Source organism: Acinetobacter sp. CAU_H_S170_2 (assembly GCF_058890445.1).
This window is the reverse complement of record NZ_JBZYAE010000001.1, coordinates 1,367,402-1,392,818: the sequence shown is the minus strand read 5'-3', so window position 1 is coordinate 1,392,818 and position 25,417 is coordinate 1,367,402. Positions and strand designations below refer to the sequence as shown.

The following is a 25,417-nucleotide window of genomic DNA, read 5'->3' as shown; positions in this document are numbered from 1 at the left end:
CTCCCTATTTTCAATCCTGATTAAGCCATGATTATTCAAAAAAGTCGATAAATTAATCGATGAAAATGCACATAAAAAAAGCACCCTTTTGGGTGCTTATATTTTTAAATTTCTTCTTGTTGTTTACTTGCTTCAGCTTGTATTTGTCGATGTGCTTCATTCAAGTAATCATCTGATTGCATTTCCAATAAACGTGAACGCGTGCGTTCAATTTCAAAGGCTAATTTATCACCAGAGTACAAATCGATAATTGTATCTTCTGAGGTTAAAATCAGTTTTACCCCACGGTCATAAAACTCATCAACCAGATAAATAAAACGACGCGTCCCTTCAGAAAGATAATCGGTCAAATGCGGAACATTACTCACCAACACCGTATTATAAATATTTGCAATTTCGATAAAGTCAGCAGGACTACGTGGTTTTAAACACAACTCTGAATATTCACACCATAAGACATCTTCGGTATGTCCGACCGTTTCTACAATACGATTATTAATAATAATCGGCTCATCTGAAATGGTTTGGGTTTGGGTCAGTGCGCTAAAACGCTGCGCAATCCAACGTTGGTGCTCATGTGTTAAAGGAGATTTAAAGAGTTGCGCTTGCTTTAAAACACGCAAACGATAGTCCACGCCTGCATCTACATTTAAAATCACACACTGCTGTTTCACCATTTCAATGGTTGGAATGAAACGATCGCGGTGAATACCGTTTTTATATAAACCATCTGGCGCAATGTTTGAGGTTGCCACCAAGGTAATGCCACGTGCAAAAAGCTTTTGGAACAAATCACTAAGAATCATGGCATCCGTCACATTCGAGACGAAGAACTCATCGAAACAAATGACCACTGCTTCTTTATAAATTTGATCCGCAACCGCATCTAAAGGGTTACGCTGACCTGAAAGCTTGTTGAGCTCACGATGTACATGTTGCATAAAATGGTGAAAGTGCATCCGTGTTTTACGACGAAATGGAATTGAGTCATAAAACTGATCCATCAACCATGTTTTACCACGGCCTACACCACCCCACATATACACACCACGGGGAGAAGTTTGACGACGGAAACGACGGAATGCTTTTTTAGATGCCTTAAAGCGTTGAATTAATTCATGCCAAACGCGATCCAACTCATGAACGGCCTGAGCTTGTGCCTCATCAGACATGAACTGCCCGGATGCTAAGGCTTGAGCATAACGCTCTGCAGGAGATAAGGGACTGAATGCGGTAGGTGAATTAAAATCTGACATATCATTTAATACTGTTTTTAGGCTATATCAATTATAGCGGAGTGGAAAAGTTAATATATAACACTTTGGCATAATTATGCTTAGGCTATTTCCCATATTGTCGTGGACTGTAACCAAACCACCGTTTAAATGCATGATTAAAGGCTGCAGGCTCCGAGTAACCCAATAACTCTGCAATCATTTCAATGGAATATTCCTGATATTCCATTAAATGTAGTGCACGGTCTTTCATTAATTGCTCACGAATTTGTTTATAACTGCTATTTAACTGTTGCAACTGGTGTCTTAAGGTTCGCTCTGGCAAATTCAACGCTTGTGCGGTTTCAGCCATGGTCGGCAGTAAACCACGTTGTAACTCCAAATAATCCTGTACCCGCTGAATCAGACTCGGCTGTTCTGCCGTTTCTTCCAAACGTTGTAATTCCACCTGACATTTGCCTGCATAAACGTTAAATGTCATCAAATCTGCTGAGGGAATTGGTACATTTAAAACCCATTCATCAAACCAAAATTCAGCTTGCTGCGTACCAAAACTGACTTGCTGACCATAAACCTGCTGGTAGAGCGCCAGTTTTTTCGCATCATCAGGTCGTGCAACAGGTAAAGTAATTCGAATCTCAGGCATTTCCAGCCCAATCATCTTATAAATATCTTGTAAAAACTTATAGGTTCCCGCTATTTCAGAATGTGCACGCAACTGTCCCACAGGTGTTTGCAAGTCTCGTGGTAGATAACACAGTGCGACTTGATCATTTTGTTTTTTTAAACCCAATAAGCCACTCAAATGTGTCAAACTTTGATAGCGAATACCCTGTTCTAACGCGGTATGTGTCGTTGGACTGGTCATCAATAACATCAGTAAAGGGCCATATCCTGCCAAGACATAATGCTGACCAATGAACAAGCCTTGCTCAGGCTCAATATCCTCTGCAATGATTTTCAAAATATCCCACTCTAGAGCAGGATGGATGATCGCATTCGGATCAAGCGACTCCACACGTAAGCCAATGCTTTGTAACTTTTGATCGACTGCGACTCCTGCTTTACGCATTCCTTGAATCAAATACATCAAGCCAAGTACAGAACGTTTCATAATCAATTAAAAGCAAAATATTGGCCTATGTTTTACTACAGCCACCTAGCGTACAACAATTGCCGAATCTATCAATTTTCTTGTCAGGGCTATCATAGACCTTCTGGATAGTTGCTCTACAATAAAGTAAAACAAAAAGGAAAAACAAATGCAGGCAGCAAATTCAACACCCCCGCAGGTAAAAATCGCCATTATTGGTGCAGGCTTTGGTGGTTTAGCGATGGCTATTCGCCTTTTGCAAAATAATATTCGTGATTTTGTAATTTTGGAAAAAGCCAGTGAAATAGGTGGCACATGGCGTGAAAACCAATATCCGGGCGCTGCTTGTGATGTACAGTCACATCTCTACTCCTTGTCTTTTTCACCCAAGACCGACTGGTCTAAACGTTATGCTGAAGCACCTGAAATTTATCAATACATGCAAACACTTACCGCTGAGCATCAATTGCAGCCTTATATCCGCTTTCACACCGAAGTCAGTGCTGCACATTACTTAGATAATCAGTGTTTATGGCAACTCACCCTTAATCAAAATGAAACTCTGACCGCTCAATTTGTCATTTTCGCATCTGGTCCACTGCATGTACCACAAATTCCACATATTGCGGGCATCAAGAAGTTTAAGGGCAAAGTTTTCCATTCATCACAGTGGGATCATAACTATGACCTCAGCAATAAAAATGTTGCCTCTATTGGCACTGGGGGAAGCGCGATTCAATATATTCCTGAAATTGCAGAAAAAGTGAAACAACTTTACGTACTACAAAGGACAGCAGCATGGGTTATTCCTCGGGATGAACGTCGTTATTTACCCATTGAGAAAACACTGTTTAATCGATTTGATTGGTTTCGAAAAATTCATCGAGCTCGTCTGTATTGGACAAATGAATCTCGTGTAGTTCCCATTATGAAACCACAGGTCATGAAATATGCACAAAAACTAGCAGAAACGTATATTCACCATCAAGTCAAAGATCCTGAAACCGCAGATAAGTTAATTCCCAACTATATTATGGGTTGTAAACGCATCCTGGTCTCCAACAAATATTATCCAAGCTTCAACCGTAAAAATGTGGAGTTGGTTACCAATGATATTTTGGAATTAACTGAGGACAGTATCATCACCAAAGATGGAAAAAAGCGTGCAATTGACTGCCTCATCTATGGTACAGGTTTTGTGACTGACCCTCGTATTTATCTTAAATCCTTTAGCTGCACAGGGCTGAATCATATTGAGCTTACAGACGCATGGCAAGATGGGGCCGAAAGTTACTATGGAATTAGCACCAAAGGTTTCCCAAACTTATTTCAGCTTTTAGGGCCCAATACAGTCTTAGGTCATAACTCAGTTATTTTTATGATTGAGTCACAAGTAAATTACATTCTACAGCTCATCGAGATGACAGAAAAAACCCAATCTCAAGCAATCGTTGTGAAAGCAGATACTCAAGACCAATTTAATCACCATGTACAAAGTCAATTTACAGATACCATTTGGCAATCTGGCTGTGTCAGCTGGTATCAACAAGCGGACGGGAAAAATTTCTCTTTATGGCCCAGCTATACATGGAAGTATTGGCTAAAAACACGAAAAGCCAATCCAGCAGACTATCGTTTTTTAAATTCTAAGCAAGATAGTCAAGCAATAAATTAAGATCGCGGTCATAATAAGTTAGTATTTTTTCACACTTTATTTGACATGCAATCGTTTTGGTTGATTTTTCAGCTTCTTATTTGTTTAGCACTTGGATTTGTTTTGGCGCGTCGTTTACCCAAATGGCTTGAACGACTTGCCTTTCAAATCCTACCCTATTTTACGTATATTCTCTTAATCGCAATTGCGATTGAGTTTTCAACGACTTTGCATAGCATTGCCGAACCTTGGCAGATACTCAATCATGCAGCGCTTTTAGCAGTTATGACCAGTATCGGTGCTTTTATCTGTTGTTACATATTATTTAAACTTTTAGGCTACCAACCGAGTCATGGCAAAGTATACATGAGCCTTGTGAGCAAATCATTAATCAATATCAGTTATGCATTTATCGCACTGGCCTTGGGTTATGGTTTGGCAGAGCTATCTTCAAGTTTCGGCTATATGCTTCATATCAGCACATGGAACTTGTTACTGGTTTTCATGTTCCTGATCGGGCTTGATTTAGCCTATTCCCCACTAGATCGCTCATGGTTGAACTGGCAAATCCTGCTCGTTCCACTTGGTTGTATTCTAGGTTCAATTATCGGGGCGTTTGTAACTGGCTATTTTGTGCCGAGCATTCAACTAAAAGATCTGATTATGTTGTCTCAAGGTTATGGTTTCTACTCCATGACTGGCATTGTGGTCACGGAGTTAAAGAATGCACATTTAGGCAGTATTGCTCTGATGAATGATTTGTTCAGAGAAATTTTTGCGATTGTGTCTATGTACATCATTGGCTGGCGTTACCCTCGCTCTGCGATTTCATCTGCAGGAGCTACAGCAATGGATGTCACCCTACCGATGGTCAAACAAGCCTGTGGGAATGACTTTATTCCACATGCCATGGTGAGCGGTTTCATCCTGTCAGTTTTGGCACCGATTGTCGTCAGTGTATTGGCGGCTCTGTAAAGCATGGTGCTCTATTCAATTCTGTCTTTTTATTTTGCTATTGCCACTTCGCTCACCAACAATTCTTTTTAAAATTTAATCCATAAAAAAGCCTTTCAAATGAAAGGCTTTTTAGATTTCTAGATGCTTAAAGCGTCGCTAAAATATCTTTGAGCATCTGACATGGGTTTGCAGACTGTGTAATTGGTCGACCAATCACTAGATGTGTTGCACCGTCTAACATTGCCTGTTTTGGCGTTACGATACGCTTTTGGTCATCAGCACTTGAGCCCTCAGGGCGAATGCCCGGTGTTACCAATGCAAACTCTGAACCCAAAGCCTCACGCAGCATTTTTGCTTCTTGCGCTGAACATACCACACCATCTAAACCACTATCTTTAGTCAGTTTTGCTAAACGTTTGACTTGTTCAAATGGTTCAATATCCAGACCAATATCAGCTAAGTCTTCACGGCCCATTGAGGTTAACACCGTTACTGCAATTAGTTGAGTGTTATAGTTGCCAGCCTTTAAGCGCTCAACGCAGGTTTCCATCATTTTACGGCCACCTGAAGCATGGACGTTTACCATCCAAACACCCATATCTGCAGCAGCACATACCGCTTGCGCAGTCGTATTTGGAATATCGTGAAATTTTAGATCTAAAAAGACTTCAAAGCCTTCACCATGTAAAGCTTTAACAATAGATGAGCCTTCATGGGTAAATAATTCTTTACCGACTTTTACACGGCATAATTGAGGGTCTAATTGCCCAGCAATCGTCATTGCGTCATAATGACTTTTTGCGTCTAAGGCAACAATAATACTCATGGGGAGACCCTTCAAACTCACAAAATTATGGCATTATACGGATTAAGCCCAAAACGACCAAGACTATTTTTCTAAAAACTATTTAAAATTTAAACTAAGTTCTTTATTCATATACTTTTTATATAGTTATCAATATATTAAAGCACAATAAAAAACGCCTTTGGCTATATATCCAAAGGCGTTTAAATCAAACTTGCTTCAATACTTCTAAGATAAAAACCTTAATTCATATTGTGGCTTAAAGCGGTGTAGATGGACGATCATTAGGATTGATATCTAACACCGTTTTCTCATGTCTTGTATGTGCTGCAGCTTCAGCAGCAGCCAGCTGAGCGGATTGAATCTGCTCTTTACGAAGGTGATCAATGTCTTTACGTAGTCGCTTAATTTCCCAACCTTTCTGGAATACACGAAATACCTGAACACCAATTAACAAACCCAACACAATTCCTAAAGCCATTGTCAATAATAACAATAGACCTAAACGCATTGCTGGAACCTGTATAAACAACAGATCAACGGTTAGCTCAGTTCCGTTTTGTAGTACCAAAGCTAGGCAGTAGCCAAACAGTACAATTAATAATGCGAATAATACGTAACGCATAAGCACCCCAATAAATTTTATTCGCCTGCAGTCTCGTTTACTGCATCACGTAATGCTTTACCTGGTTTGAAATGTGGAACAGCTTTAGCAGCCACTTCTACCGACTTACCCGTTTTAGGATTACGCCCAACACGAGGCTCACGGTGATGGAGTGCAAAACTACCAAAACCACGAATTTCAATACGATTATCTGAAGACAAAGATGCAATCATTTGATCAATCATAATCTTAACAGCTTCTTCCACTAATGGCTCTGCTAAGTGCGGGTTTTTAAGAGAAATACGCTCTATTAAGTCAGACTTATTAAGTGCTTCAGTAGTCATCTGCGACCTCTTTAATTATCAAGCTACCTTGTAGATAGATTGATAATAACCTGTTTAAATACAAAACGGTAGCGTAATAAGTGAATACTACGCTACCGTTTATTGTATTTGTGTAAAAAGTATTAGTTAACTTACATTAACAATACAATTCAAACATCTACTTAGTTGCCCATTTGAGCTTTGATCAAATCACCAATAGTCTTAGGACCATTGTCTTGACCAGTAGTTGCTGTCTTCAAGTTAGCAACTGCTTCTTTCTCTTCAGCTTCGTCTTTCGCTTTGATAGACAAGTTGATAGAGCGAGATTTACGATCTACGTTGATGATTTTCGCTTCAACTTCTTGACCAACTTCAAGGAACTTAGTTGCATCTTCAACGCGGTCGCGGTTGATTTCAGATGCTTTAAGAGTCGCTTCAACTTCGTCAGCTAACTTAAGTGTTGCGCCACGAGCGTCAACAGCAGTTACAGTACCTTTTACAAGTGCACCGCGTTCGTTAGCAGCTAAGAAATCGTTGAACGGATCGCTGTTCATTTGCTTAATGCCAAGGCTGATACGGTTGCCTTCAGCGTCTACAGACAAGATAACCGCTTCAACTGTGTCACCCTTCTTGTAACGACGGATAGCTTCTTCGCCTTGTTCGTTCCAAGAAATGTCAGACAAGTGAACTAGACCATCGATACCGCCTGGTAAACCGATGAAGATACCGAAGTCAGTGATTGACTTGATCGTACCTGAAACTTTTTCACCTTTGTCGTGATTCTTAGCAAACTCTTCCCATGGGTTAGCACGAGTTTGTTTGATACCAAGAGAAATACGACGACGCTCTTCGTCAACTTCAAGAACCATAACATCAACTTCATCACCAATCTGAACAACTTTAGATGGGTGGATGTTTTTGTTCGTGTGGTCCATTTCAGAAACGTGTACTAAACCTTCAACGCCTTCAGCGATTTCTGCGAAACAGCCGTAGTCAGTTAAGTTAGTTACGCGAGCTTTAACGATTGAACCTTTAGGGTAACGGTTCATGATCGCTAACCATGGATCTTCGCCTAATTGCTTAAGACCTAAAGATACGCGGTTACGTTCTTTGTCAAACTTAAGTACTTTAACAGTAACTTCTTGACCAACTTCAACAACTTCTGATGGGTGCTTGATACGCTTCCAAGCCATGTCAGTGATGTGAAGAAGACCATCAATACCGCCAAGGTCAACGAATGCGCCGTAGTCAGTAAGATTTTTGATAGTACCAGTAACTGTTTGACCTTCTTCAAGCTGAGCAAGAAGAGCTTCACGGTCAGCTGAAGATTCAGCTTCCATAACAGCACGACGAGATACAACAACGTTGTTACGTTTAGCATCAAGTTTGATTACTTTAAATTCTAACTCTTTACCTTCTAAGTGAGTAGTATCACGAATAGGACGAGTATCAACTAAAGAACCTGGAAGGAACGCACGAACTGGACCGATGTCAACAGTGAAACCGCCTTTAACTTTACCAGAGATAACACCAGTAACGATTTCGCCGTCTTCAAAGATTTTTTCAAGTTTAGTCCAAGTTTCAGCACGTTTCGCTTTTTCACGTGATAAAACTGTTTGACCCATGCCGTTGTCAAGCGCTTCAACAACAACATCAACAGTGTCGCCAACTTGAACTTCAAGTTCGCGTTGTTCATTTAAGAATTCAGCGCGGTCAACAATACCTTCTGATTTAAGGCCAGTGTCAACTGTTACCCAATCAGAATCGATGTTTACTACAACGCCTTGGATGACAGCACCCTTTTCAACGTTGAGGTTTAATTCGCTTTCTTCAAAGAGGGCTGCAAAAGATTCGGTCATGATATACCTGATAAAGTCAGCGGTCTTGGATCAGACAAGGCCGGTTTAGTTAAGCGTCTACATAGTCCATTTTGAACTGATCAAGCTATGCTTCTGCTGAATATAAAAATTCGTTAGTTTGCTAATTGCTTATCAATATAAGCCATCATAAGCTGAAACACCTCATCAATGTTCAATTCAGAACTATCAATGATGTAGGCATCAGTTGCTGGTCTGAGTGGAGCAACTTCGCGCTCCATGTCACGTTTATCACGCGCCTCAATATTAGCTAAAATATCGTTTATTTTAGCATCCAGCCCCATACCCTGCAACTGCTTTACTCTGCGTTCAGCACGAGATTGGGCTGAAGCGGTTAAATAAATCTTGGCTTGAGCCTCTGGAAAGATGGATGTGGCCATATCTCGACCATCTGCAACCAAGCCCGGTGCTTGTGCAAAAGCATGCTGGCGATCAACCAGCGCAGCTCTAAGCTCAGGAATTGTTGCAACTTTTGATGCAAACTCACCAACTCGCTCAGTTCGAATGGTTTGACTAACATCCTCACCATTGAGCAAGACTTGTGTGCCTTGTGCAGAACTTAAAAATTGTATGTCTAAATGTTTAGCAATTTCGACACATTGACTCAATTCACTTGACAAAGCATCCAACAAATCCTGTTGATGCAATGACAGGCCCAACAAGCGATATAACGCTCCCGAATCAAGTAAATGAAATTGATAATGAGCTGCTATTTTCGCAGCTAGTGTGCCCTTACCCGAACCACTTGGACCATCAATTGTGATTATTTGAACTGTCATTGCTTACCCAAAGTTTGTTATACAGATTTAGCGAGTTTTGAAAAACCTAGTTTAATCGCAGATTTAAGCTGTGCAAGGATTAATTTACTTACAAAAGGTGCACGTGCTTGTAATTCAATCGTATAGGTCACTAACGTTTTATTCGAGTCAATCGGCTCAAACTCAATAATACCCAAATGATGTTTGATGAGTGGATTTTTAATAATCTTGTATTCAATACGCTCATTCACATTCATTAATGTAATTTGCTCTTGCAACAGTTTAATTGGACCAAACCCCATACGACGTACAGAACCAAGCCCATCCGGACGTTCTGGATCTGCTGAATCTTTCACTCGCACAACTTGAACTGGTGCAAAAGCAACGTTATACGTTGAGTGTTTAGAAAGTAAATCAAATACCTGCTCTACGGGTGCATTAAATTCTTTTTTAATCTGAATATTATTCATGGTGGTTCCAACGCCTTATTTGACAATAATTATTGTCATTTCATTTTACATGAAATTATTATTTTACGAATGGATTCATCCCTTTTCTTGTAGACGGGATAGTCGCTTTTGTTCGCGGCGCATTTTAAAAAAGTGACTGAGCTGCTGTGAGCATTGCTCATGTAAACAACCCGACTCAACCAAGAACTGATGATTATAATAACCCGTTTCAAATAATTTACGTGCACTTATAAGAGAGCCAGCTTTCGGCTCTGTCGCACCAAAGACTACTTTTGAAACGCGTGCATGCACCAAAGCGCCCACGCACATAGTACAAGGCTCAAGTGTCACATACATGACCGCATCATCAGGCAAACGATAGTTTTGTGTATTTTGGCAAGCATCGCGAAGTGCTTGAACCTCAGCATGCGCGGTAGGGTCATTTAGCGTAATAGGAGCATTAAAGCCAGAACCAATAATTTTATTTTGACTCACAATGACCGCCCCAACAGGGACTTCACCTTTTGACGCTGCAATAGCAGCCTGCTCTAAAGCAAGCTGCATCCATTCACTATCTATTTTTAAAACATCAGTCATAAAGATTAGATTACATCGTAATGTTTAAGGAGTTCATTCCAGCTTTCAATACTCGTTGTTGGTGGATTACCAGCGAAAATACCCTTTAAGCTATTACTAGCCCCTTGTTTCCAGGCTGGCGACAAGTCTTTATCCACTAAACGCGCACGCACACCCTCAACAAAGTCTGCATGACGGATTTTCCAGTCCGAAATTTGGGTTTCAAGCTCGAACACTTCATTCCAAGAATGAACCTGCTTGCCCCACTGCCATAGCAACCATGTTAATGCAGCAGTTGTTGGTGAGCCTTTTTGTAAGTTCTCACTGGCTTGACGAAGCCAATCGCTACGCGCATCACTTAAACCAACAATAGCATCATAATCATGCTCGAAGTTCACACCACGACATACACTATGAATGACATCCAAAGAGTTCTGTAATGGACCTGGACCTACAGGACGATGCATACTGTTTAATGTGTCATCAATGGCTCTAAAATCACCTGCTGGATAATGACTCCAGTCGATATTAATAACTTTCTCAAGCACCGTATTACGCTGCGCATCACAGATGTGTGTTGCCCAACCAATACCATATGCGCCCGCAGCCGTCATGATTGAACCCGTTAAGCCCGTGAACAAACCAATTGCTCCACGATCCGCCAAGAAACGCGTTGCACCCACATCTGGGTACAAACCAATATTAATTTCAGGCATCGCTAAACGTGAATGCGGTGTCACCAAACGAAATGGCGCGGCCATAAACAGACCTAAACCACCGCCCATGACATAACCTTCACCCCAGACCAAGACAGGCTTAGCATAGTTGTGTAGTAATAAATCTAAAGCATATTCTTGCTCGAAGAACTGATTGGCTGTTTCAACTTCATCGTTAATCACCAGTTGACGAAGTTTACGTACATCACCACCCGCACAGAATGCTTTTGGTGTGGTTGAATCCAACCAAATGGCTTTTACTGCGTCATCGCTATGAAAATCTTGAAACACTTCAAATAAAACTGAAACAATCGTTTCATCTAAAGCGTGAAGTGATTTTGGTCTATTCAGACGAACAATGCGCCAACCATTTTTTGCTTCTTCTACAATCAAATCTGGATGGTAGTTTTTAGAAACGGGAGAATATGTCATGCGTCCAGCTGCCAATCTATAGGCTCAATGCCATGTTGTTTAAGATAATTATTGGATTTTGAAAAAACTTTACAACCGAAGAATCCACCACGATTTGCTGCCAAAGGTGACGGATGTGCCGCCTTTAACACCAAATGCTTTTCTTGATCAATCCGTTGTCCTTTCCGCTGCGCATATGCTCCCCAAAGAATAAAAACAATATGTTCGCGCTGTTCATTCAAAACATCAATCACATGATCGGTAAAATCTTCCCAACCTTGTTTTTGATGTGATGTGGGTTGACCAGCTTCAACGGTTAATACACTGTTCAACAGCAAAACGCCTTGCTGCGCCCAACGAGTTAAATCCCCATGTTTAGGAATATCAATTCCTAAATCTTTATTTAACTCATGGAAAATATTACGTAAAGATGGTGGTAAAGCAAGCCCCTTTTGCACAGAGAAACTGAGCCCATGTGCCTGATTCGGCCCATGATATGGGTCTTGTCCGAGTATTACCACTTTTACATTCGCCAAAGGCGTCGTATTAAATGCATTAAAAATCAGCGCATTTGGCGGATAAATCACTTTATTCGCTTTTATTTCTGTAACAAGAAACTGCTTTAACGCATCCATCTTAGTACTAAGCAAAAAGTCACTTAATCCATGTTTCCAACTGGCATCCAGCTGAATTTTATCAAGCTTGGTTTGCTGTTGTTCTGTTAAAGACATACTTGCGCCTTATTCCCTTACTGTATATTCCGTGACAAATTTCACAGTTTGACTTGCAATTCTACATTCGGATTGTGAAATTGGATACCTTCTTTTAATTTGGTATACATTTCAGTATCCGCCCATTCCGCTTGGATTTGTTCTGAAAACTCGATCTGGCTTAAATCTAAAAGCCCCATCTGTGTATTTTCAATATCTTCAATAAAACTCTGCGCATAGCCCGTATCAGTCTCATGCACAATCACCGAGTACACTTCCACATCGCCTTCACCGTTTTGAGTCACGGTCGACGCGAGTACTTGCTGTGCAAGATAAAAGAAAATACGTGAAAATTGTTCAGCCGATGGCGAAACAGGCAGCGACACCCAACGTGCACTAAATGTTTTACATGCTTGGATATATTCTGGATCGTCGTTTTGCCAAAAACAAATCGCATGATCAAAAGAGTCATAAAGGTCTTTAATCACCCCTTTCAGCAAGCCAAAATCATAAACCATTTGACCATGATCTAATTTTGATGCTTTGAGGAGTAATTCAACTTTATAACTGTGACCATGAATGGAGCGTTTACAACGATCCGATGTACAGTTACGTACAATATGGGCATTTTCAAACTTAAATAACTTACGAATTAACATATGCCGTAATGCAATCAAACTTTCTGAGAATTGACTTTAATTATAAAGCAAAAGTAAACCTATGCTCATTTATTTTATTGTTCAATCCAATTGGTAAATCATATCAGTCTTATATCTATCCTTTAAAACGCTGACATGCTCCGATAGGCCACATATACCGCCTGATCTTTTCGCACCAAATCAGCACTAAACTGACGCTTACGCTCACTCAGCAATACTTCAATTCTAGCTTTAAAATAGTTCGATTGAACCCCGAGAAAATCATTAACAGCAGCCCGCTGAGCCTCGTCCACTTGTTTAAATGGATCAACCTCCCATAGTTCATTAACATTGGAAAAATGCTCCAGATTGGCCTGTCTTTGCTTTTGTAAATTTTGAATAGCAGATACATCCAACTTAGGATCAATGCTAGCCAACACCAGTGCAGGTGCAGTATTTACATTCACCTTTAATTCATTATTCGGCAAAGCACTCACATAAGGTGCAATCAGTTGATAGTTACGCCCCTCAAACCCACGCACCAACTTCAACTGTTCAACATTATAAAAAGCACGATTTGGCGCCAAGTAACCCTGAGCTAAACTTTGATAATAAGCAGATTCAGCACCCATCGGCCCACTGACTTCATCATCTTCATCTTGCCAATCAATCACTGCTTCTGAAAGTTGCGCAGGCAACCCCACACGTACCAACAGTTTTTCAAACCAAAGTTTTGCAGCCTCATTCGGCTTTTTATCCGACTTAACTAAAGCATTTAAATTAAATTTTCCTGACTCATCTTCTAAACGCCCAGAAACAAAACCATCTTCCACTGGAAAAGCAGGCATGGGCTTCGCCCACGTTTCTTGTAGATGATCGACCTCTGCTGCATTTTGAGCATCATCCACCAACAGCTCAGAAAAAAAAGCTTCAGCACTTTTTGCGTATAACAGAGCTTGGTTTTGTCGCATTAAATAACCCGTACTCTCTGCGGTATTGCGCTGATGTTGCGCAATCGTAGCCGCAAGGATGGTTGCTAAAGCCACCATCACCAAAATGGTGATCAATGCAATGCCATGCTGAGAGCGCTTCAAAACATCCACCTATTTACAACGAAGACATTTAAGGAAAAATGGTTTTGCATAGAGTCCGTGAGTTTCATATCCTGCAACTTAATTTTTTTGTTTTAAAAAGTCTGTATTTAATAAACTAAACACCCATTCATAACTCACTTCATTGACAGTGAGGTTTATTTTTAAACCGCGCGGTAGTATTTTTGCCTGAGTTACATCATTTTCACTCAATGCCACCTCAGGCCATTGTGCCATTTCATTGGGATTGAGTAACATAATTTGAAATTGATCAACTGAATCAAGTAAAACACTGGTTTCTGGTTGATCATTACCGGTTTGATTTAAATTTTTATATTTATAACGGTACAGTTTTTTTTCATCTGCTTTGTAAATATATTCAACTCGCTCTTCAGGCGGTATGCCTTGCATTAAAGGATCAGTCACGCCAGTTTTACTAAAGGTCAACTGACCATTTTGCAACATGACTGCGGGTTGAACCTGCCCCGCAACATTGGCAGTAACTGGTACAATTTGCACAGTGTCACGTAACACTTGTTGATATGCTTCTTGTAGCTGACCTAAGCGCTGTTCATGTTGGGTATTACGCTCTTTAATCTTGATCAGATAATCAAAAACCTTCCAACCCAAAGCTGAAAGCACAGCAAAAATCGCGATTGCCACCAATAACTCAACCAAAGTAAAGCCTGAGCGTTTTTTCATGGTTGGCTTCCATCACGATGGTTGAAAAAAACTAAACTCGTAACACCCGAATCTACTTTTCCAGTTTCAGTATTCACCAAGCTCACTTGTACATTGACGCGTTGCACATTAGTACTGATCGTTGCTTGCGCTGATTTATCAATTTGCCAAGTTTCACCTTGTTGGGTGATTTGTTTAGAGGCCGTGCCTTGTAGCCAATCACGATTGATTTCCATCATCGAAATTTCATTCAAGGCAACAAATTGTGACTTAGTACGTAAAATCGCATGTCCAGTAGACTGAGTATATTGCATACCCACTTTGGTTAAAGCGACCGCTGTTGTAGCAAAAATAGCCAGTGCCACCATCACTTCCAGCAATGTAAATCCTGAGTGAGGATTAATGAAATAATGTTTCATCCGAGCGCAAGCTGGCAGACTATTCTTTAAATCTTTAGCTCGCATTTATTTTACCCAAATGATCAATTTCAATTTCTGCACCCACGGGCTCATTGGCATAATAAAATTGAATACGAACAGGTTTTGCTTCGCCATTCCCCAACCAAATCAGTTTAGGTGCACTCTCTTGGGTTAAATCATCGTTTCGGGCTGGGGAAACATCATAGTCTAAGGATTGCACAGCAAAAGAAACATTTTTGGCTAACACTTGCTGCGGGAACTCATTATATTTTTGCCATTTTTGATGATTCAGCATTGCATTATTTTGTTGTTCTGTGGGTATGGTAAATTGAGGATTTTTATATTCAACAACAGCATAAGAAAAATCAGCCACATCGGTCGCAGGATGAACCTCTAGTGCCAAAACACGTGCTTGATCATTTGCCTCACGTGCAATTTTCTGTACATCCATGATAAAAAAATCACGGGCTTGCGCTGCTTTACGTTGATCGACCCCATTGATATTCAACATCACCAATGACGCCATAATGGCCATAATAACAATAACCACCATCAATTCAACCAGTGTAAATCCTTGAATCCTTGAAGGTGGTTTCTGTTTCATACATCCTATCCGCTAAGCAAGATATCCTGCTGCGCCCGTTTGTTTAGGCATCGCCAGAGCTTGGTCAATGTAGGCCACGCGCAAAGTATCACGCGAACCCAAATACCGTTGATAAAAACTAGAGTTCAAAATCGCAGCTGCACCATGCGTTAAAGACCAAATCGATGCCAAATAATCACGAACTGTCATTTGACTTTCTATCGACTCCAAATACCGCTCGGTCATACGGATAATTAAACGTAGACGTTGCTTTCGAATTTGATAAAGCTCAGTAAATAAATGATAGATCCCAACACCCGTTGTCGATAATCGCTCTTCTATTTGATGAAACAGCACCGTGCGTTCAGGATGATGCAAATGATGTAACATAAAAAAAGCAAGATGTTCAGGGAACTGCTTGTCTGTATCTTTAATCATTTCAAGCAACATTTGCTCATTACGAATAATGAGCAACATATAGAGTTCATCTTTACTTTGAAAATGTTTATAGAGCGTACCTTTTGCTAGATCTAATTCCGCAGCCAATGCATCAAGGGTCATCCCTGCTTCGCCATTCTCTAAAAGCAACTGTTCAGCCACTTGGAAAATTAACGCTTCTCTTGCTCGAAACTGAGCCTGACGATCCATTTTCACCCTAGTACTCTCTTATACGCTTTTATCGTTTCAATTTATTTACTTCATGTTGAGAAGGTTTTCAAAGTTCTGTGTTGTGATGAAAGCCATCTCTTCCAAGGACTTATCATATACATCTGCCAAGGCTTTGGCTACATAAGGAACGTACTTTGGCTCATTAGACTTTCCTCTATATGGCATCGGTGCCAAATAAGGACTATCCGTCTCAATTAATAGGCGATCTAAAGGAACTTGCTTCGCCACATCACGCAGGTCTTGCGCATTTTTAAAAGATACAATCCCTGAAAATGACACATAGTAACCGCAGTCTAAGACAGCTTTGGCCGTTTCCCAGTCTTCTGTAAAGCAATGCAAAATACCATGGGTCGATTTTTCGGCGCGAATAATATCGACAGTATCGTGCTTGGCAGAACGGGTATGCACAACAACTGGTTTTTTTACAGCTTGTGAAGCATGAATATGTCGTGCAAAACAGTCTTTTTGCTCAGCGATGAAATCTGTACTATGAAAATAATCGAGCCCAGTCTCACCAATTGCCCAAACTTTTTCAGGCTGTGCCAACTCAATTAAATAGTCTGTGGTTGCACGAGCCATGGTTTCAGGATCTTCACAAGGATGTACCCCGACGCTATAACCGACATCATTATGACGCGCAGCTATTTTTGCCAGTTCTATATGATCATCAATGTCGACTGAAATACTCATAAAGCGATGAACGCCCGCTTCACGTGCCTGCGCTAATGCCAAATCTAAATCCCCATCATAAGGGGTTAAATCTAGCATGGTTAAATGGCAGTGTGTATCTACAAACACAGGCGTTTCCTACTTCATATACTTAATTACATAGTGTAACTAGTTCGCCCTTCAGACTTAATACCTGCAAGCAACTTTTCCGCTTCTGATTTGTAATAAACCCCTTTCTCCCCAGAAAGTTGAATACCAAATCCTTGGAGTTTGATTCCATTTTGCTTTTGCGAAATCCAAATCACTTTACCTGTGAGAGGAATTTTCTGTGCTTGTTCTGGCAATGTTGCCAAAACAAAGACCTCCTCTCCCATCTTTACAGGTTGTTTGGATGGAATAAATAAACCACCACCAACTACAAAAGGCATGTAGCTTGCATATAACGTTGCTTTATCTGGAATATTGGCTTGAATGATTCCGCCCATACGTGGTTGCATAAAATTCCCCTGTTTTAAACATCCATCAACCGAATACACAATTGGTCGAGCACTAAATTAGTTTGTACGTTTTGTTCAATATATTGTTTTGACTGTTGCAACTCAGCATAAATTGAAAACAAAGTTTCAAGTGAATACCGCTCTGCCAGCACACTAAAATCCAAATCAGTGTTTTTTAATTGCTGATTTAGCTTGACACAAATCAAATCTGACAACAAGTACTCAAACATTTGACTAAAATCACTAAATGCCAGCACTTTATTCCACTTGGTTGCAATTGCCATCGGCATATTTTTATCCATCACCAACTTTTGCCAATCTTTTAAAAATTCAGCACGTTGAGGAATCCATTCACTCTCGGACAATGTAATTGCCTGTAACGGCATATGATTAGACAAATTCATCAACAAATGTTGCTGTGCCAAATCGCTATGGGACAAATGCTGATTTAAAAATTGCTCTGCTTGCTGTTCATTTATGCGATCCAAAGCAAAATGTTGCAAACGACTGCGAATGGTTGCAGGCAGTTTTAAATAATGATCTGCCAATAAAATGATAACAACACGATCACCTGGTTCTTCAAGCGTTTTCAATAAAGCATTGGCTGAAGCTGTATTTAAAGCTTCGGCTGGTTCAATAATGATGACGCGCCAACCATCTACCGTTTGCTGTACAAAAGGCAGCAGATCACGAATTTTCTCAATTTTGATCTTGACATTTTGTTTCTTATTGTCTTCATCGGTAGTGATGTGCACATAATTGGGGTGTGTATCCGCCTTTAACCACTGACAACTTCCACACTCCCCACAGGCCAAATGATTTGGCTGCCGCTTCGCACATAAGACCCAAGCAAGAAACTGCTCAGCAAAAATCTCTTTACCACAACCTTTTTTGCCATAAAACAATAAGCCATGACCAATATTAGGAAAGCGCGTAGTTAAAGTTTCCCAAATATTTTGATGCCACGGATAAATCTGCTCAGGCAGCGTTTGTTTCATGTAGATGACCTAAGTTCTATTATGCAAAATGAGCCACATCCATGGCATTTAAACGATCTAAATCTTCTTGTGTATCCACACCTGGTGGTAAGTTCGCTTCTGCGATATCAATGGCAATACGATGTCCATTTTCCAAAACACGCAGTTGCTCTAAGCTTTCGAGCTTTTCAAGTGTACCCATATCCCATGTCACATACTCTTGGAGCAATTTCACGCGGTAAGCATACAAGCCCAAATGACGGAAGGCTTGGTTATGCAACGTTTGTTGCACTTGCTTTGCAGCATCACGGTCATATGGAATAGTGGCGCGACTAAAGTAAAGTGCTTGTTTGTAATTCGACATCACCACTTTAACAATACTGTCGCGTTTAAATTCATCTAACTGCTGAATTGGTTCGCACAAGGTCGACATTGAACAATCGACTTGTGACTCTAAAAGTTGCGCGACTTGCTTGACCAAAGCCGCCGGCAATAAAGGCTCATCACCTTGAACATTGACAATGATATCTTCACTGGCCCAACCCTTAATTTTCGCCACCTCACTTAGGCGGTCTGTTCCCGAAGGATGGTCCGCTGAGGTCAACACTACATCCACGCCTTCAGCCATGCAAAGATCATAAATTCGCTGATCATCCGTTGCGACGCAGAGATCATCAAAACCTTCCACTTTCTTCGCCTGATCAACGACCCGTAAAATCATTTCACGGCCATGAATTTTAAGGAGTGGTTTTCCAGATAAACGTGTGCTTGCGAAACGCGCAGGAATAACAATATGCTTCATAAAAGACCTTAAGAAATTTCAATACCTACAGCGGCGAGCTGTTGATGTAAGGTGTCATAACACGCCGTCGATAACACTGCATCGACAGGAACAACCCAAATATCACGGGCAAAACTAGGGTTTTGTTTTAGCAGCGCTAAAATTTTCACTGCATCTTTTTCAGTGGTAATAATGGGATTGGCATCATCAAAGACCAAATCCTCTAACTCATATTCATAATGATCAGCAAACTCATGACACTGGAACTGCTGCACTCCCATACGCTCTAAAGTACGATAAAAGCGTTGCGGAAAACCTATCCCCACGACCGCATAAAAATCATCTTGCGGATTGAAAGCTTTTGCCTCAGTACTATTCAACAAGTAAGGCTCTGCAACTTCTAAGTGCATGTGCATACTACGTGTAGGATGATCTGCATGTTCAATCACTATGCCTTGATCCAGTCTAGACTTTGGCTCTCGTAAATAACCTTCGGGCAATAACTTTTCATTGCCTAGTCCACGATTATTATCTAGGACAATCCATTCAATTTGGCGATTCAATGCCCAATGCTGAAGCCCATCATCGCTAATGATCAAATCAATGGGATAGTGAGATAAAAGCAGTTCAATACTTTCTTGGCGATTTGGACCCACTGCCATCGGTACATCAGTGGATTGCACGATGAGAGTTGGCTCATCACCTACATTTTCAGGCAATGAGTTGAGATCCACCATAGTCGGAAATGGGCCTTTGGCACCATAACCACGACTGATCACACCCACTCGAATATTCTTACTTTGCAGATAACTCACCAAGTGAATGAGCAGAGGGGTTTTACCACTCCCACCCACAGTAATATTACCAATCACCATGACAGGTACAGGAGCCGTATAGGCTTTTTTAATATTGCACCGATACAACTTACAATTTAGAAGAAAACCACCTCGATATAACCAAGACAGCGGACGAAGCACAATTAACCACTTTGCCTGTGAGTTCCAAGCATTCTGAATAAACTGCGCACCTGACATGACTTAGTTTTCCTCAAAATTACGCTGATGTAGCTGATAGTAAGCACCCTGCTTTGCAATAAGTTCAGCGTGTGTACCTTGCTCTACTATACGCCCTTTATCCATCACCACAATACGGTCCGCATTCTCAATAGTGGATAAACGATGCGCAATTACAATTGTGGTCCGATCTCGCATTGCAGCGTCGAAGGCACGCTGAATAAAGTACTCTGATTCATTATCAAGCGCGCTGGTGGCTTCATCTAATATCAGTACAGGCGCATTTTTCAAAATCGCACGAGCAATGGCTATACGTTGGCGTTGACCGCCCGATAAATTGAGACCTTGTGCACCCAACTTGGTATTGTAGCCTTGTGGTAAAGCCATAATGAAGTCATGTGCATAAGCTGCTTTTGCCGCTGCAATCACCTCTTCATCCGAGGCATTTTCAAGCTGACCATACGCAATATTGTCACGTACAGTGCGATTAAATAAAACCACTTGCTGATTAACCATTGCCACTTGAGTACGCAAGCTATTGATTTCAATATTATGAATATCAACACCATCAAAGAGAATTTGGCCAGAGGTCGTATCTTGAAAACGCACCAGTAAATTCACTAAAGATGTTTTACCAGCACCAGAACGCCCTACTAAAGCGACTGTTTCACCTTCTTTTACACTCAGATTAAAATCATGCAATGCGTGATGGCCATCGGTATAAACCAGATTCACATGTTTAAAGTCAATATTACCTTTCAGTACAGGAGTTAAAGCCCCAGTATTTTTTTCTTCTGGTAAATCTAAAATTTCAAAAACTGAATGTGCTGCAGCCATACCCCGTTGAATCTTTTCATTCACGTCAGTCAACGCTTTAATTGGCTTACTCAACATACCCGCTGCAGTAATGTAAGCCACAAATTGACCTGCACTCGTATCCTGTAAAATCTCTGGGCGTAGTGCGATCCACATGACGATGCTCAAAGCAATGGACATGATTAATTGGACAACAGGACTGTTCAGCTGCTGCACAACCACCATTTTCAGGCCACGACGTAAATTCTCTAAAGATGTATCTCTAAAGCGTTGTTGTTCATAAGCCTGTCCACCAAAACCTTTTACCACCAAGTGACCATTGACCGTCTCTTGTACCACGTGATTGACATCACCCATGGTATCTTGGACTTGAATAGAAAGCTTACGCATGCGCTTTGCCGCTTTACGGATAAGTAAACCAATCAACGGTGCAAAAATCAAAATACACAAGGTCAGACGCCAATTGCTATAAATCAGGTACCCCAACAGTGCAATGGTGATTAGACCTTGTTGAACAATAGTTTTTAATGATTCTGAAGATGCAGCGGTAAGCTGCTCCACATTAAACATGATCTTCGCAGTGATATGACCACTGTTATTATCCAGATAATACTGTGCAGGAAGACGCAATAATTTTGCAAAAACTTCTTGGCGAATATTAAAGACCAGGTTTCTAGAAATGACAGCCGTAAAATACCCCCCCATGAACAAACCCAGCCCACGGAAAAACATTACCACAACAACCAAAATTGGGAACAAGGTTGTAAAACCTTGATCACGGTGTTGAATAGCTTCAATAATTTTTTCAAGTAATTTAGCAACAGAAACCTCTGTCGCGGCATTTATAGCAAAACCGACCACCACAAGAATTGCTACGCCCCAATAAGGTTTTAAATAGCTCAGTAGACGTAGATAAACTTTAAAATCGTGTTTCACTAATAACCTCGAGAAGGCACTTTGGTACTAATATTGATATTTACAAATCCCAACTGACCGGCCACATCCATCACACGGATCACATCCTGATGGGTTGCTTTTGCATCCGCAGCAATCACAAACATTAGATCACGACGGTCATTGGAAATCTGTTTAATTGCGGTATTTAATTCTGAAACATCTTTCGATGCGATAGACTGACCATTAATTGAATAATGCCCTGTGGAATCTACCACCACTTCGATTTTATGATCAAATGTTTTCGGCGGAACCCCTTGCGCATCAGGCAAGGTTAAATTCATACGACTAAATTGATTGAATGTAGTGGTCAGCAATAAAAACACCAAAATAAATAATAAGCAATCAATCATTGGTGTAAGGTTAATATGAACATCTTCAACTTGCGAGCGTTTGAATTTCATACTTCACCTTAGCTCGCTTGTTTCACAACAACATCATCGTGGTTTTCAAGCACAGTTTCTGTTTTCTTATAAAATAAAGCCGCATGAAACAAAGTCGATTGCTGCTCTAATTCAGCAACGTACTCTTGAACCAAACGCTGAAAATAACGATAAGCAAATAATGCAGGAATCGCAATGAACATTCCTGCTGCAGTTGTAATCAGTGCTTTAGAAATCCCTGGAATCATCAGTGTTGGATTACTACTATTCCCAATATCAATCATTAAAAATGACTCGATAATACCTAATACAGTCCCCAACAATCCTAAAAGAGGCGCGACAGCGCTCAATGTTCCTAAAAAATTGATATTTTTTTCAAGATAACCAATTTCTTGAGAAGCTGTTGCTTCCATCTGCGCACGTGCAAACTGTTCACCTTGTGCCTTACTTTGGTAACCAGCTTCCAAAATACGACCCAATGTCGTTGCCTGTAAATCCTGATTTTGTTTAAGTTTAGGCAAAACCATTTGTACGCTTTGCGCTGGGTTTAATAGCAAATCTTTCGGTAAAATAGCGGATTTCTTTAAGCGAATAAAACGCTCTAAGCTAATCGCAACAGTAAAGATCGAACAGAGTACAAGGGGCAGCATAAGCCACCCACCTGCTTTTACCAATTCCCACATAACACTTCCCCAAGTATTTAAAATAGAAAATAAAATTATTCAGCTAAGCAAATATTCAAAATACCATCCAACTCATCTAGTGAATGATAATGAATCGTGAGCTTGCCTTTCCCTTGTTTATTATGATCAATTTTGACATTTGCACTAAAACGATCTGTTAAGCGCTGTGTCAATTGTTGAAGATCTGGTGCAATTTCCGTTTTCGATTTTTCTTGTTTCGGCGCATTGAGATCACGAACATATTGTTCAGTTTGGCGAACGGATAAACTTTTCTCTATCACCAATTCTGCGACTTTCAGTTGATCTTTCCCTTTCAAAGTCAAAATGGCACGAGCATGTCCCATATCCAATAACCCCTGCTGCATAAAGTCTTTAACTTGCTCAGCTAGACTTAATAAACGCAGCAAATTACTGACTGTGGTACGCGCTTTACCTACCGTATCCGCAATTTCTTGATGACTTAAACCAAACTCTTCATGAAAACGTTGTAATGCCATCGCTTGATCAATCGGATTAAGGTCTTGACGTTGGATGTTCTCAATCAACGCCAGTGCAATTGCAACTTGGTCTGTTAAATCACGAACAATGGCTGGGACTTGCGTTAAGCCAGCAAGTTGAGCCGCACGCCAGCGACGCTCACCCGCAATAATTTCATAGGGATGCTTTTCATTATCAATTGGACGAATCACAATCGGCTGCATCACACCATGTTTTTCAATCGATGCTGCTAACTCTTGTAAGTCTTGCTCATTAATAAAACGACGTGGCTGATATTCACCACGCTGCAATAAATGCACATCAATTTGTTTTAGCTGACCGTGATCAAGAGCTTGTGCTTCAAGTTGTAATTTCTCTTTTTGAATGGAACCGAGTAAGGCATCTAAACCACGACCTTTTGCTAGTCCACGTTTCTTAACGGTCATGCGTTACTTCCTTTTTTCACTTTGCTTTTCTTAATCATTTCAGCTGCTAAATGTAAATAAGCAACTGCGCCCTTCGAGCTTTTTTCAAAATAAATCACAGGCAAACCATGCGCAGGTGCTTCAGCTAGACGCACATTACGTGGAATGACCGTGTCATAGAGTTTTTTGCCAAAGTATTGTTCTAATTCTTCAGACACGTCACGTGTCAGTGCATTACGTGCATCATACATGGTGCGCAGAACACCAATAATTTTTAACTCAGGATTCAATGCTTGTTGAATGCGATCAATGGTCTGTGTTAAATCTGCCAAGCCTTCCAAAGCATAGTATTCACACTGCATTGGAATCATCACGCCATCCACCGCTGCCAGTGCATTAACTGTGATCAAGCTTAAGCTGGGCGCACAGTCCACAATGATGTAGTCATATGTTTGTTCAATTTCTTGCAACGCATCACGCAGAATAAACTCACGCCCTTCTTGCTCAGCAATCGCAAGTTCAACGCCTGCCAAATCACGGTTTGCACCCAAGACCTTATAACCCACTTCCGCCTTGGTAATCGCAGTCTCTATAGGCACTTCACCCAGTAAAACATCGGTCACTGAATACAGTAGGTCATTTTTTTGAATGCCTGAACCCATGGTCGCATTGCCTTGCGAGTCCATATCAACCAATAAAACCCGCTTTTTAAGTACTGCTAAAGATGCAGCCAAATTTACTGCGGTTGTGGTTTTACCTACACCACCTTTTTGGTTAGCAATCGCAATAATTTGTGCCATGACCCGCCCAATCCTTTGAATTTTTTTAGATACGTTTTAATAAAAGTAAGTGTCGTTGTTCGTCCAAACGTGGAACTTTTAACGCAATAATGTCACAACTAAATTCGTTTTTGAACGCTTCAACTTCGTCATGCGGAACCAAACCTTTCATAGACGCAATGATGCTGTCTGGGTGCATATAAGGCTTCGATGCATTGATAAAATCGGTTAAAGAGGCAAATGCACGACTGGTAATCACATCAAACTGACCCAAATCATGGATGCTATCTTCATTTTCAACACGCGTTTGAACTGCAATTACATTGGTTAATTTTAAGTCTGCAATAAACTGCTTTAAAAAACGAATTTTTTTGCCATTGGAATCAAGCAAAACACATTGGCGCTCAGGTTGGCATAGAGCAATAATCATGCCCGGCATACCACCGCCTGTACCAATATCCAGCAAACGACCTTTCGGCAAATCTTTTAAAATACTTAAACTATCTAATAAATGCTTCACCAGCATTTCTTTAGGATCGCGAATCGCTGTTAAATTGTAAGCTTTGTTCCACAGCACAAGTGCGTCTTGATACTTCAGCAATAAATTTAATGCTTCTTCACTCAAATCTAAGCCAAGCTTTTGACTACCTTGCTTTAAGTCTTGAAAAAATGGATGCATAAAGAAGACATCTCAATAAAATTAAACTGAAGTAT

30 protein-coding genes are annotated in these 25,417 nt (G+C 40.6%); 2 read left to right on the top strand and 28 right to left on the bottom strand.

All coding sequences use genetic code 11. The annotated features are described in order from the left end of the window. Positions 1-104: 104 nt before the first annotated feature. Positions 105-1,256: a cell division protein ZapE gene (gene zapE, locus AC5EUN_RS06810; RefSeq protein WP_004696878.1), complete on the bottom strand. Its 1,152-nt coding sequence runs from the start codon at positions 1,254-1,256 to the stop codon at positions 105-107. Between the two features lie 85 nt (positions 1,257-1,341). Beyond that, entirely contained in the window at positions 1,342-2,349 is a 1,008-nt protein-coding gene (locus AC5EUN_RS06805) for an AraC family transcriptional regulator (RefSeq protein WP_010326843.1), read from the bottom strand. Between the two features lie 148 nt (positions 2,350-2,497). On the opposite strand from AC5EUN_RS06805, the gene AC5EUN_RS06800 reads away from it, so the two are divergent. Then, a complete protein-coding gene (locus AC5EUN_RS06800; protein ID WP_010326844.1) occupies positions 2,498-4,003 on the top strand; it encodes a flavin-containing monooxygenase in 1,506 nt (501 codons plus the stop codon). A 45-nt stretch (positions 4,004-4,048) separates the two neighbouring features. Further along, the gene (locus AC5EUN_RS06795) at positions 4,049-4,957 is read left to right on the top strand and encodes a LysO family transporter (protein ID WP_010326845.1); all 909 of its coding nucleotides are present in this window, start codon (positions 4,049-4,051) and stop codon (positions 4,955-4,957) included. Positions 4,958-5,084: 127 nt separating this feature from the next. Here AC5EUN_RS06795 and pyrF read toward each other — a convergent pair whose 3' ends face one another. The 26 genes from pyrF to rsmG form a co-directional block, all read right to left on the bottom strand. Beyond that, entirely contained in the window at positions 5,085-5,765 is a 681-nt protein-coding gene (gene pyrF, locus AC5EUN_RS06790) for an orotidine-5'-phosphate decarboxylase (RefSeq protein WP_004984814.1), read from the bottom strand. 238 nt (positions 5,766-6,003) lie between these two features. Beyond that, positions 6,004-6,369, bottom strand: a complete 366-nt coding sequence (locus AC5EUN_RS06785; protein WP_004696867.1) for a lipopolysaccharide assembly protein LapA domain-containing protein — start codon at positions 6,367-6,369, stop codon at positions 6,004-6,006. Positions 6,370-6,386: 17 nt separating this feature from the next. Continuing rightward, entirely contained in the window at positions 6,387-6,692 is a 306-nt protein-coding gene (locus AC5EUN_RS06780) for an integration host factor subunit beta (protein ID WP_004696865.1), read from the bottom strand. 161 nt (positions 6,693-6,853) lie between these two features. Then, the gene (gene rpsA / locus AC5EUN_RS06775) at positions 6,854-8,530 is read right to left on the bottom strand and encodes a 30S ribosomal protein S1 (protein WP_004696863.1); all 1,677 of its coding nucleotides are present in this window, start codon (positions 8,528-8,530) and stop codon (positions 6,854-6,856) included. A 113-nt stretch (positions 8,531-8,643) separates the two neighbouring features. After that, a complete protein-coding gene (gene cmk / locus AC5EUN_RS06770; RefSeq protein ID WP_005401162.1) occupies positions 8,644-9,327 on the bottom strand; it encodes a (d)CMP kinase in 684 nt (227 codons plus the stop codon). A gap of 17 nt (positions 9,328-9,344) precedes the next feature. Continuing rightward, a complete protein-coding gene (locus AC5EUN_RS06765; protein WP_010326848.1) occupies positions 9,345-9,776 on the bottom strand; it encodes an SRPBCC family protein in 432 nt (143 codons plus the stop codon). Between the two features lie 75 nt (positions 9,777-9,851). After that, complete coding sequence (gene tadA, locus AC5EUN_RS06760; protein ID WP_005401161.1) at positions 9,852-10,352, bottom strand: tRNA adenosine(34) deaminase TadA; 501 nt, start codon at positions 10,350-10,352, stop codon at positions 9,852-9,854. A gap of 5 nt (positions 10,353-10,357) precedes the next feature. Beyond that, the gene (locus AC5EUN_RS06755) at positions 10,358-11,479 is read right to left on the bottom strand and encodes an enoyl-CoA hydratase/isomerase family protein (RefSeq protein WP_005401160.1); all 1,122 of its coding nucleotides are present in this window, start codon (positions 11,477-11,479) and stop codon (positions 10,358-10,360) included. Continuing rightward, the gene (ung, locus tag AC5EUN_RS06750) at positions 11,476-12,189 is read right to left on the bottom strand and encodes a uracil-DNA glycosylase (protein WP_004696856.1); all 714 of its coding nucleotides are present in this window, start codon (positions 12,187-12,189) and stop codon (positions 11,476-11,478) included. Before ung ends, AC5EUN_RS06755 begins: the two co-directional genes overlap by 4 nt. 41 nt (positions 12,190-12,230) lie before the next feature. Continuing rightward, positions 12,231-12,827 carry a 6-pyruvoyl trahydropterin synthase family protein gene (locus AC5EUN_RS06745; RefSeq protein WP_004696854.1) on the bottom strand — a complete coding sequence of 199 codons (597 nt, stop codon included), beginning with the start codon at positions 12,825-12,827 and terminating at the stop codon, positions 12,231-12,233. A gap of 122 nt (positions 12,828-12,949) precedes the next feature. Continuing rightward, the gene (gene gspK, locus AC5EUN_RS06740) at positions 12,950-13,900 is read right to left on the bottom strand and encodes a type II secretion system minor pseudopilin GspK (protein WP_010326849.1); all 951 of its coding nucleotides are present in this window, start codon (positions 13,898-13,900) and stop codon (positions 12,950-12,952) included. 78 nt (positions 13,901-13,978) lie between these two features. Then, complete coding sequence (gene gspJ / locus AC5EUN_RS06735; protein ID WP_005401158.1) at positions 13,979-14,599, bottom strand: type II secretion system minor pseudopilin GspJ; 621 nt, start codon at positions 14,597-14,599, stop codon at positions 13,979-13,981. Next, positions 14,596-14,997 (bottom strand): type IV pilus modification PilV family protein, encoded by a 402-nt coding sequence (locus AC5EUN_RS06730; protein WP_005401157.1) that lies wholly within the window; start codon positions 14,995-14,997, stop codon positions 14,596-14,598. Before AC5EUN_RS06730 ends, gspJ begins: the two co-directional genes overlap by 4 nt. Positions 14,998-15,031: 34 nt before the next feature. Further along, complete coding sequence (locus AC5EUN_RS06725) at positions 15,032-15,601, bottom strand: type II secretion system protein (protein WP_010326852.1); 570 nt, start codon at positions 15,599-15,601, stop codon at positions 15,032-15,034. A gap of 12 nt (positions 15,602-15,613) precedes the next feature. Then, positions 15,614-16,228, bottom strand: a complete 615-nt coding sequence (locus tag AC5EUN_RS06720) for a TetR/AcrR family transcriptional regulator (protein ID WP_004696845.1) — start codon at positions 16,226-16,228, stop codon at positions 15,614-15,616. Between the two features lie 45 nt (positions 16,229-16,273). Further along, positions 16,274-17,047, bottom strand: coding sequence for a TatD family hydrolase (locus AC5EUN_RS06715; protein WP_005401155.1), 774 nt, complete (start codon positions 17,045-17,047; stop codon positions 16,274-16,276). A gap of 26 nt (positions 17,048-17,073) precedes the next feature. Further along, positions 17,074-17,415 carry a PilZ domain-containing protein gene (locus AC5EUN_RS06710; RefSeq protein ID WP_005401154.1) on the bottom strand — a complete coding sequence of 114 codons (342 nt, stop codon included), beginning with the start codon at positions 17,413-17,415 and terminating at the stop codon, positions 17,074-17,076. A gap of 14 nt (positions 17,416-17,429) precedes the next feature. Continuing rightward, complete coding sequence (locus AC5EUN_RS06705; protein ID WP_005401153.1) at positions 17,430-18,413, bottom strand: DNA polymerase III delta subunit-related protein; 984 nt, start codon at positions 18,411-18,413, stop codon at positions 17,430-17,432. 19 nt (positions 18,414-18,432) lie between these two features. Next, a complete protein-coding gene (gene kdsB / locus AC5EUN_RS06700) occupies positions 18,433-19,194 on the bottom strand; it encodes a 3-deoxy-manno-octulosonate cytidylyltransferase (protein ID WP_130235075.1) in 762 nt (253 codons plus the stop codon). 8 nt (positions 19,195-19,202) lie between these two features. Continuing rightward, positions 19,203-20,207, bottom strand: coding sequence for a tetraacyldisaccharide 4'-kinase (gene lpxK / locus AC5EUN_RS06695; RefSeq protein WP_130235076.1), 1,005 nt, complete (start codon positions 20,205-20,207; stop codon positions 19,203-19,205). 3 nt (positions 20,208-20,210) lie between these two features. Beyond that, positions 20,211-21,938, bottom strand: coding sequence for a lipid A export permease/ATP-binding protein MsbA (msbA, locus tag AC5EUN_RS06690; RefSeq protein WP_010326858.1), 1,728 nt, complete (start codon positions 21,936-21,938; stop codon positions 20,211-20,213). After that, entirely contained in the window at positions 21,938-22,360 is a 423-nt protein-coding gene (locus AC5EUN_RS06685) for an ExbD/TolR family protein (RefSeq protein ID WP_004696832.1), read from the bottom strand. The genes msbA and AC5EUN_RS06685 overlap by 1 nt, the downstream gene beginning before the upstream one ends. 8 nt (positions 22,361-22,368) lie before the next feature. Next, entirely contained in the window at positions 22,369-23,022 is a 654-nt protein-coding gene (locus AC5EUN_RS06680) for a MotA/TolQ/ExbB proton channel family protein (protein WP_005401149.1), read from the bottom strand. 35 nt (positions 23,023-23,057) lie between these two features. After that, the gene (locus AC5EUN_RS06675) at positions 23,058-23,945 is read right to left on the bottom strand and encodes a ParB/RepB/Spo0J family partition protein (RefSeq protein WP_004696828.1); all 888 of its coding nucleotides are present in this window, start codon (positions 23,943-23,945) and stop codon (positions 23,058-23,060) included. Next, positions 23,942-24,724 carry a ParA family protein gene (locus tag AC5EUN_RS06670; protein ID WP_005401148.1) on the bottom strand — a complete coding sequence of 261 codons (783 nt, stop codon included), beginning with the start codon at positions 24,722-24,724 and terminating at the stop codon, positions 23,942-23,944. The genes AC5EUN_RS06675 and AC5EUN_RS06670 overlap by 4 nt, the downstream gene beginning before the upstream one ends. 25 nt (positions 24,725-24,749) lie before the next feature. After that, a complete protein-coding gene (gene rsmG / locus AC5EUN_RS06665) occupies positions 24,750-25,382 on the bottom strand; it encodes a 16S rRNA (guanine(527)-N(7))-methyltransferase RsmG (RefSeq protein ID WP_004696825.1) in 633 nt (210 codons plus the stop codon). Positions 25,383-25,417 lie beyond the last annotated feature (35 nt).

Coding starts and splice junctions, on each gene's coding strand:
- zapE (WP_004696878.1), bottom strand. CDS start 1,256: ATGTCAGATTTTAATTCACCTACCGCATTCAGTCCCTTATCTCCTGCA.
- AC5EUN_RS06805 (WP_010326843.1), bottom strand. CDS start 2,349: ATGAAACGTTCTGTACTTGGCTTGATGTATTTGATTCAAGGAATGCGT.
- AC5EUN_RS06800 (WP_010326844.1), top strand. CDS start 2,498: ATGCAGGCAGCAAATTCAACACCCCCGCAGGTAAAAATCGCCATTATT.
- AC5EUN_RS06795 (WP_010326845.1), top strand. CDS start 4,049: ATGCAATCGTTTTGGTTGATTTTTCAGCTTCTTATTTGTTTAGCACTT.
- pyrF (WP_004984814.1), bottom strand. CDS start 5,765: ATGAGTATTATTGTTGCCTTAGACGCAAAAAGTCATTATGACGCAATG.
- AC5EUN_RS06785 (WP_004696867.1), bottom strand. CDS start 6,369: ATGCGTTACGTATTATTCGCATTATTAATTGTACTGTTTGGCTACTGC.
- AC5EUN_RS06780 (WP_004696865.1), bottom strand. CDS start 6,692: ATGACTACTGAAGCACTTAATAAGTCTGACTTAATAGAGCGTATTTCT.
- rpsA (WP_004696863.1), bottom strand. CDS start 8,530: ATGACCGAATCTTTTGCAGCCCTCTTTGAAGAAAGCGAATTAAACCTC.
- cmk (WP_005401162.1), bottom strand. CDS start 9,327: ATGACAGTTCAAATAATCACAATTGATGGTCCAAGTGGTTCGGGTAAG.
- AC5EUN_RS06765 (WP_010326848.1), bottom strand. CDS start 9,776: ATGAATAATATTCAGATTAAAAAAGAATTTAATGCACCCGTAGAGCAG.
- tadA (WP_005401161.1), bottom strand. CDS start 10,352: ATGACTGATGTTTTAAAAATAGATAGTGAATGGATGCAGCTTGCTTTA.
- AC5EUN_RS06755 (WP_005401160.1), bottom strand. CDS start 11,479: ATGACATATTCTCCCGTTTCTAAAAACTACCATCCAGATTTGATTGTA.
- ung (WP_004696856.1), bottom strand. CDS start 12,189: ATGTCTTTAACAGAACAACAGCAAACCAAGCTTGATAAAATTCAGCTG.
- AC5EUN_RS06745 (WP_004696854.1), bottom strand. CDS start 12,827: ATGTTAATTCGTAAGTTATTTAAGTTTGAAAATGCCCATATTGTACGT.
- gspJ (WP_005401158.1), bottom strand. CDS start 14,599: ATGAAAAAACGCTCAGGCTTTACTTTGGTTGAGTTATTGGTGGCAATC.
- AC5EUN_RS06730 (WP_005401157.1), bottom strand. CDS start 14,997: ATGAAACATTATTTCATTAATCCTCACTCAGGATTTACATTGCTGGAA.
- AC5EUN_RS06725 (WP_010326852.1), bottom strand. CDS start 15,601: ATGAAACAGAAACCACCTTCAAGGATTCAAGGATTTACACTGGTTGAA.
- AC5EUN_RS06720 (WP_004696845.1), bottom strand. CDS start 16,228: ATGGATCGTCAGGCTCAGTTTCGAGCAAGAGAAGCGTTAATTTTCCAA.
- AC5EUN_RS06710 (WP_005401154.1), bottom strand. CDS start 17,415: ATGCAACCACGTATGGGCGGAATCATTCAAGCCAATATTCCAGATAAA.
- AC5EUN_RS06705 (WP_005401153.1), bottom strand. CDS start 18,413: ATGAAACAAACGCTGCCTGAGCAGATTTATCCGTGGCATCAAAATATT.
- kdsB (WP_130235075.1), bottom strand. CDS start 19,194: ATGAAGCATATTGTTATTCCTGCGCGTTTCGCAAGCACACGTTTATCT.
- lpxK (WP_130235076.1), bottom strand. CDS start 20,207: ATGTCAGGTGCGCAGTTTATTCAGAATGCTTGGAACTCACAGGCAAAG.
- AC5EUN_RS06685 (WP_004696832.1), bottom strand. CDS start 22,360: ATGAAATTCAAACGCTCGCAAGTTGAAGATGTTCATATTAACCTTACA.
- AC5EUN_RS06680 (WP_005401149.1), bottom strand. CDS start 23,022: ATGTGGGAATTGGTAAAAGCAGGTGGGTGGCTTATGCTGCCCCTTGTA.
- AC5EUN_RS06675 (WP_004696828.1), bottom strand. CDS start 23,945: ATGACCGTTAAGAAACGTGGACTAGCAAAAGGTCGTGGTTTAGATGCC.
- AC5EUN_RS06670 (WP_005401148.1), bottom strand. CDS start 24,724: ATGGCACAAATTATTGCGATTGCTAACCAAAAAGGTGGTGTAGGTAAA.
- rsmG (WP_004696825.1), bottom strand. CDS start 25,382: ATGCATCCATTTTTTCAAGACTTAAAGCAAGGTAGTCAAAAGCTTGGC.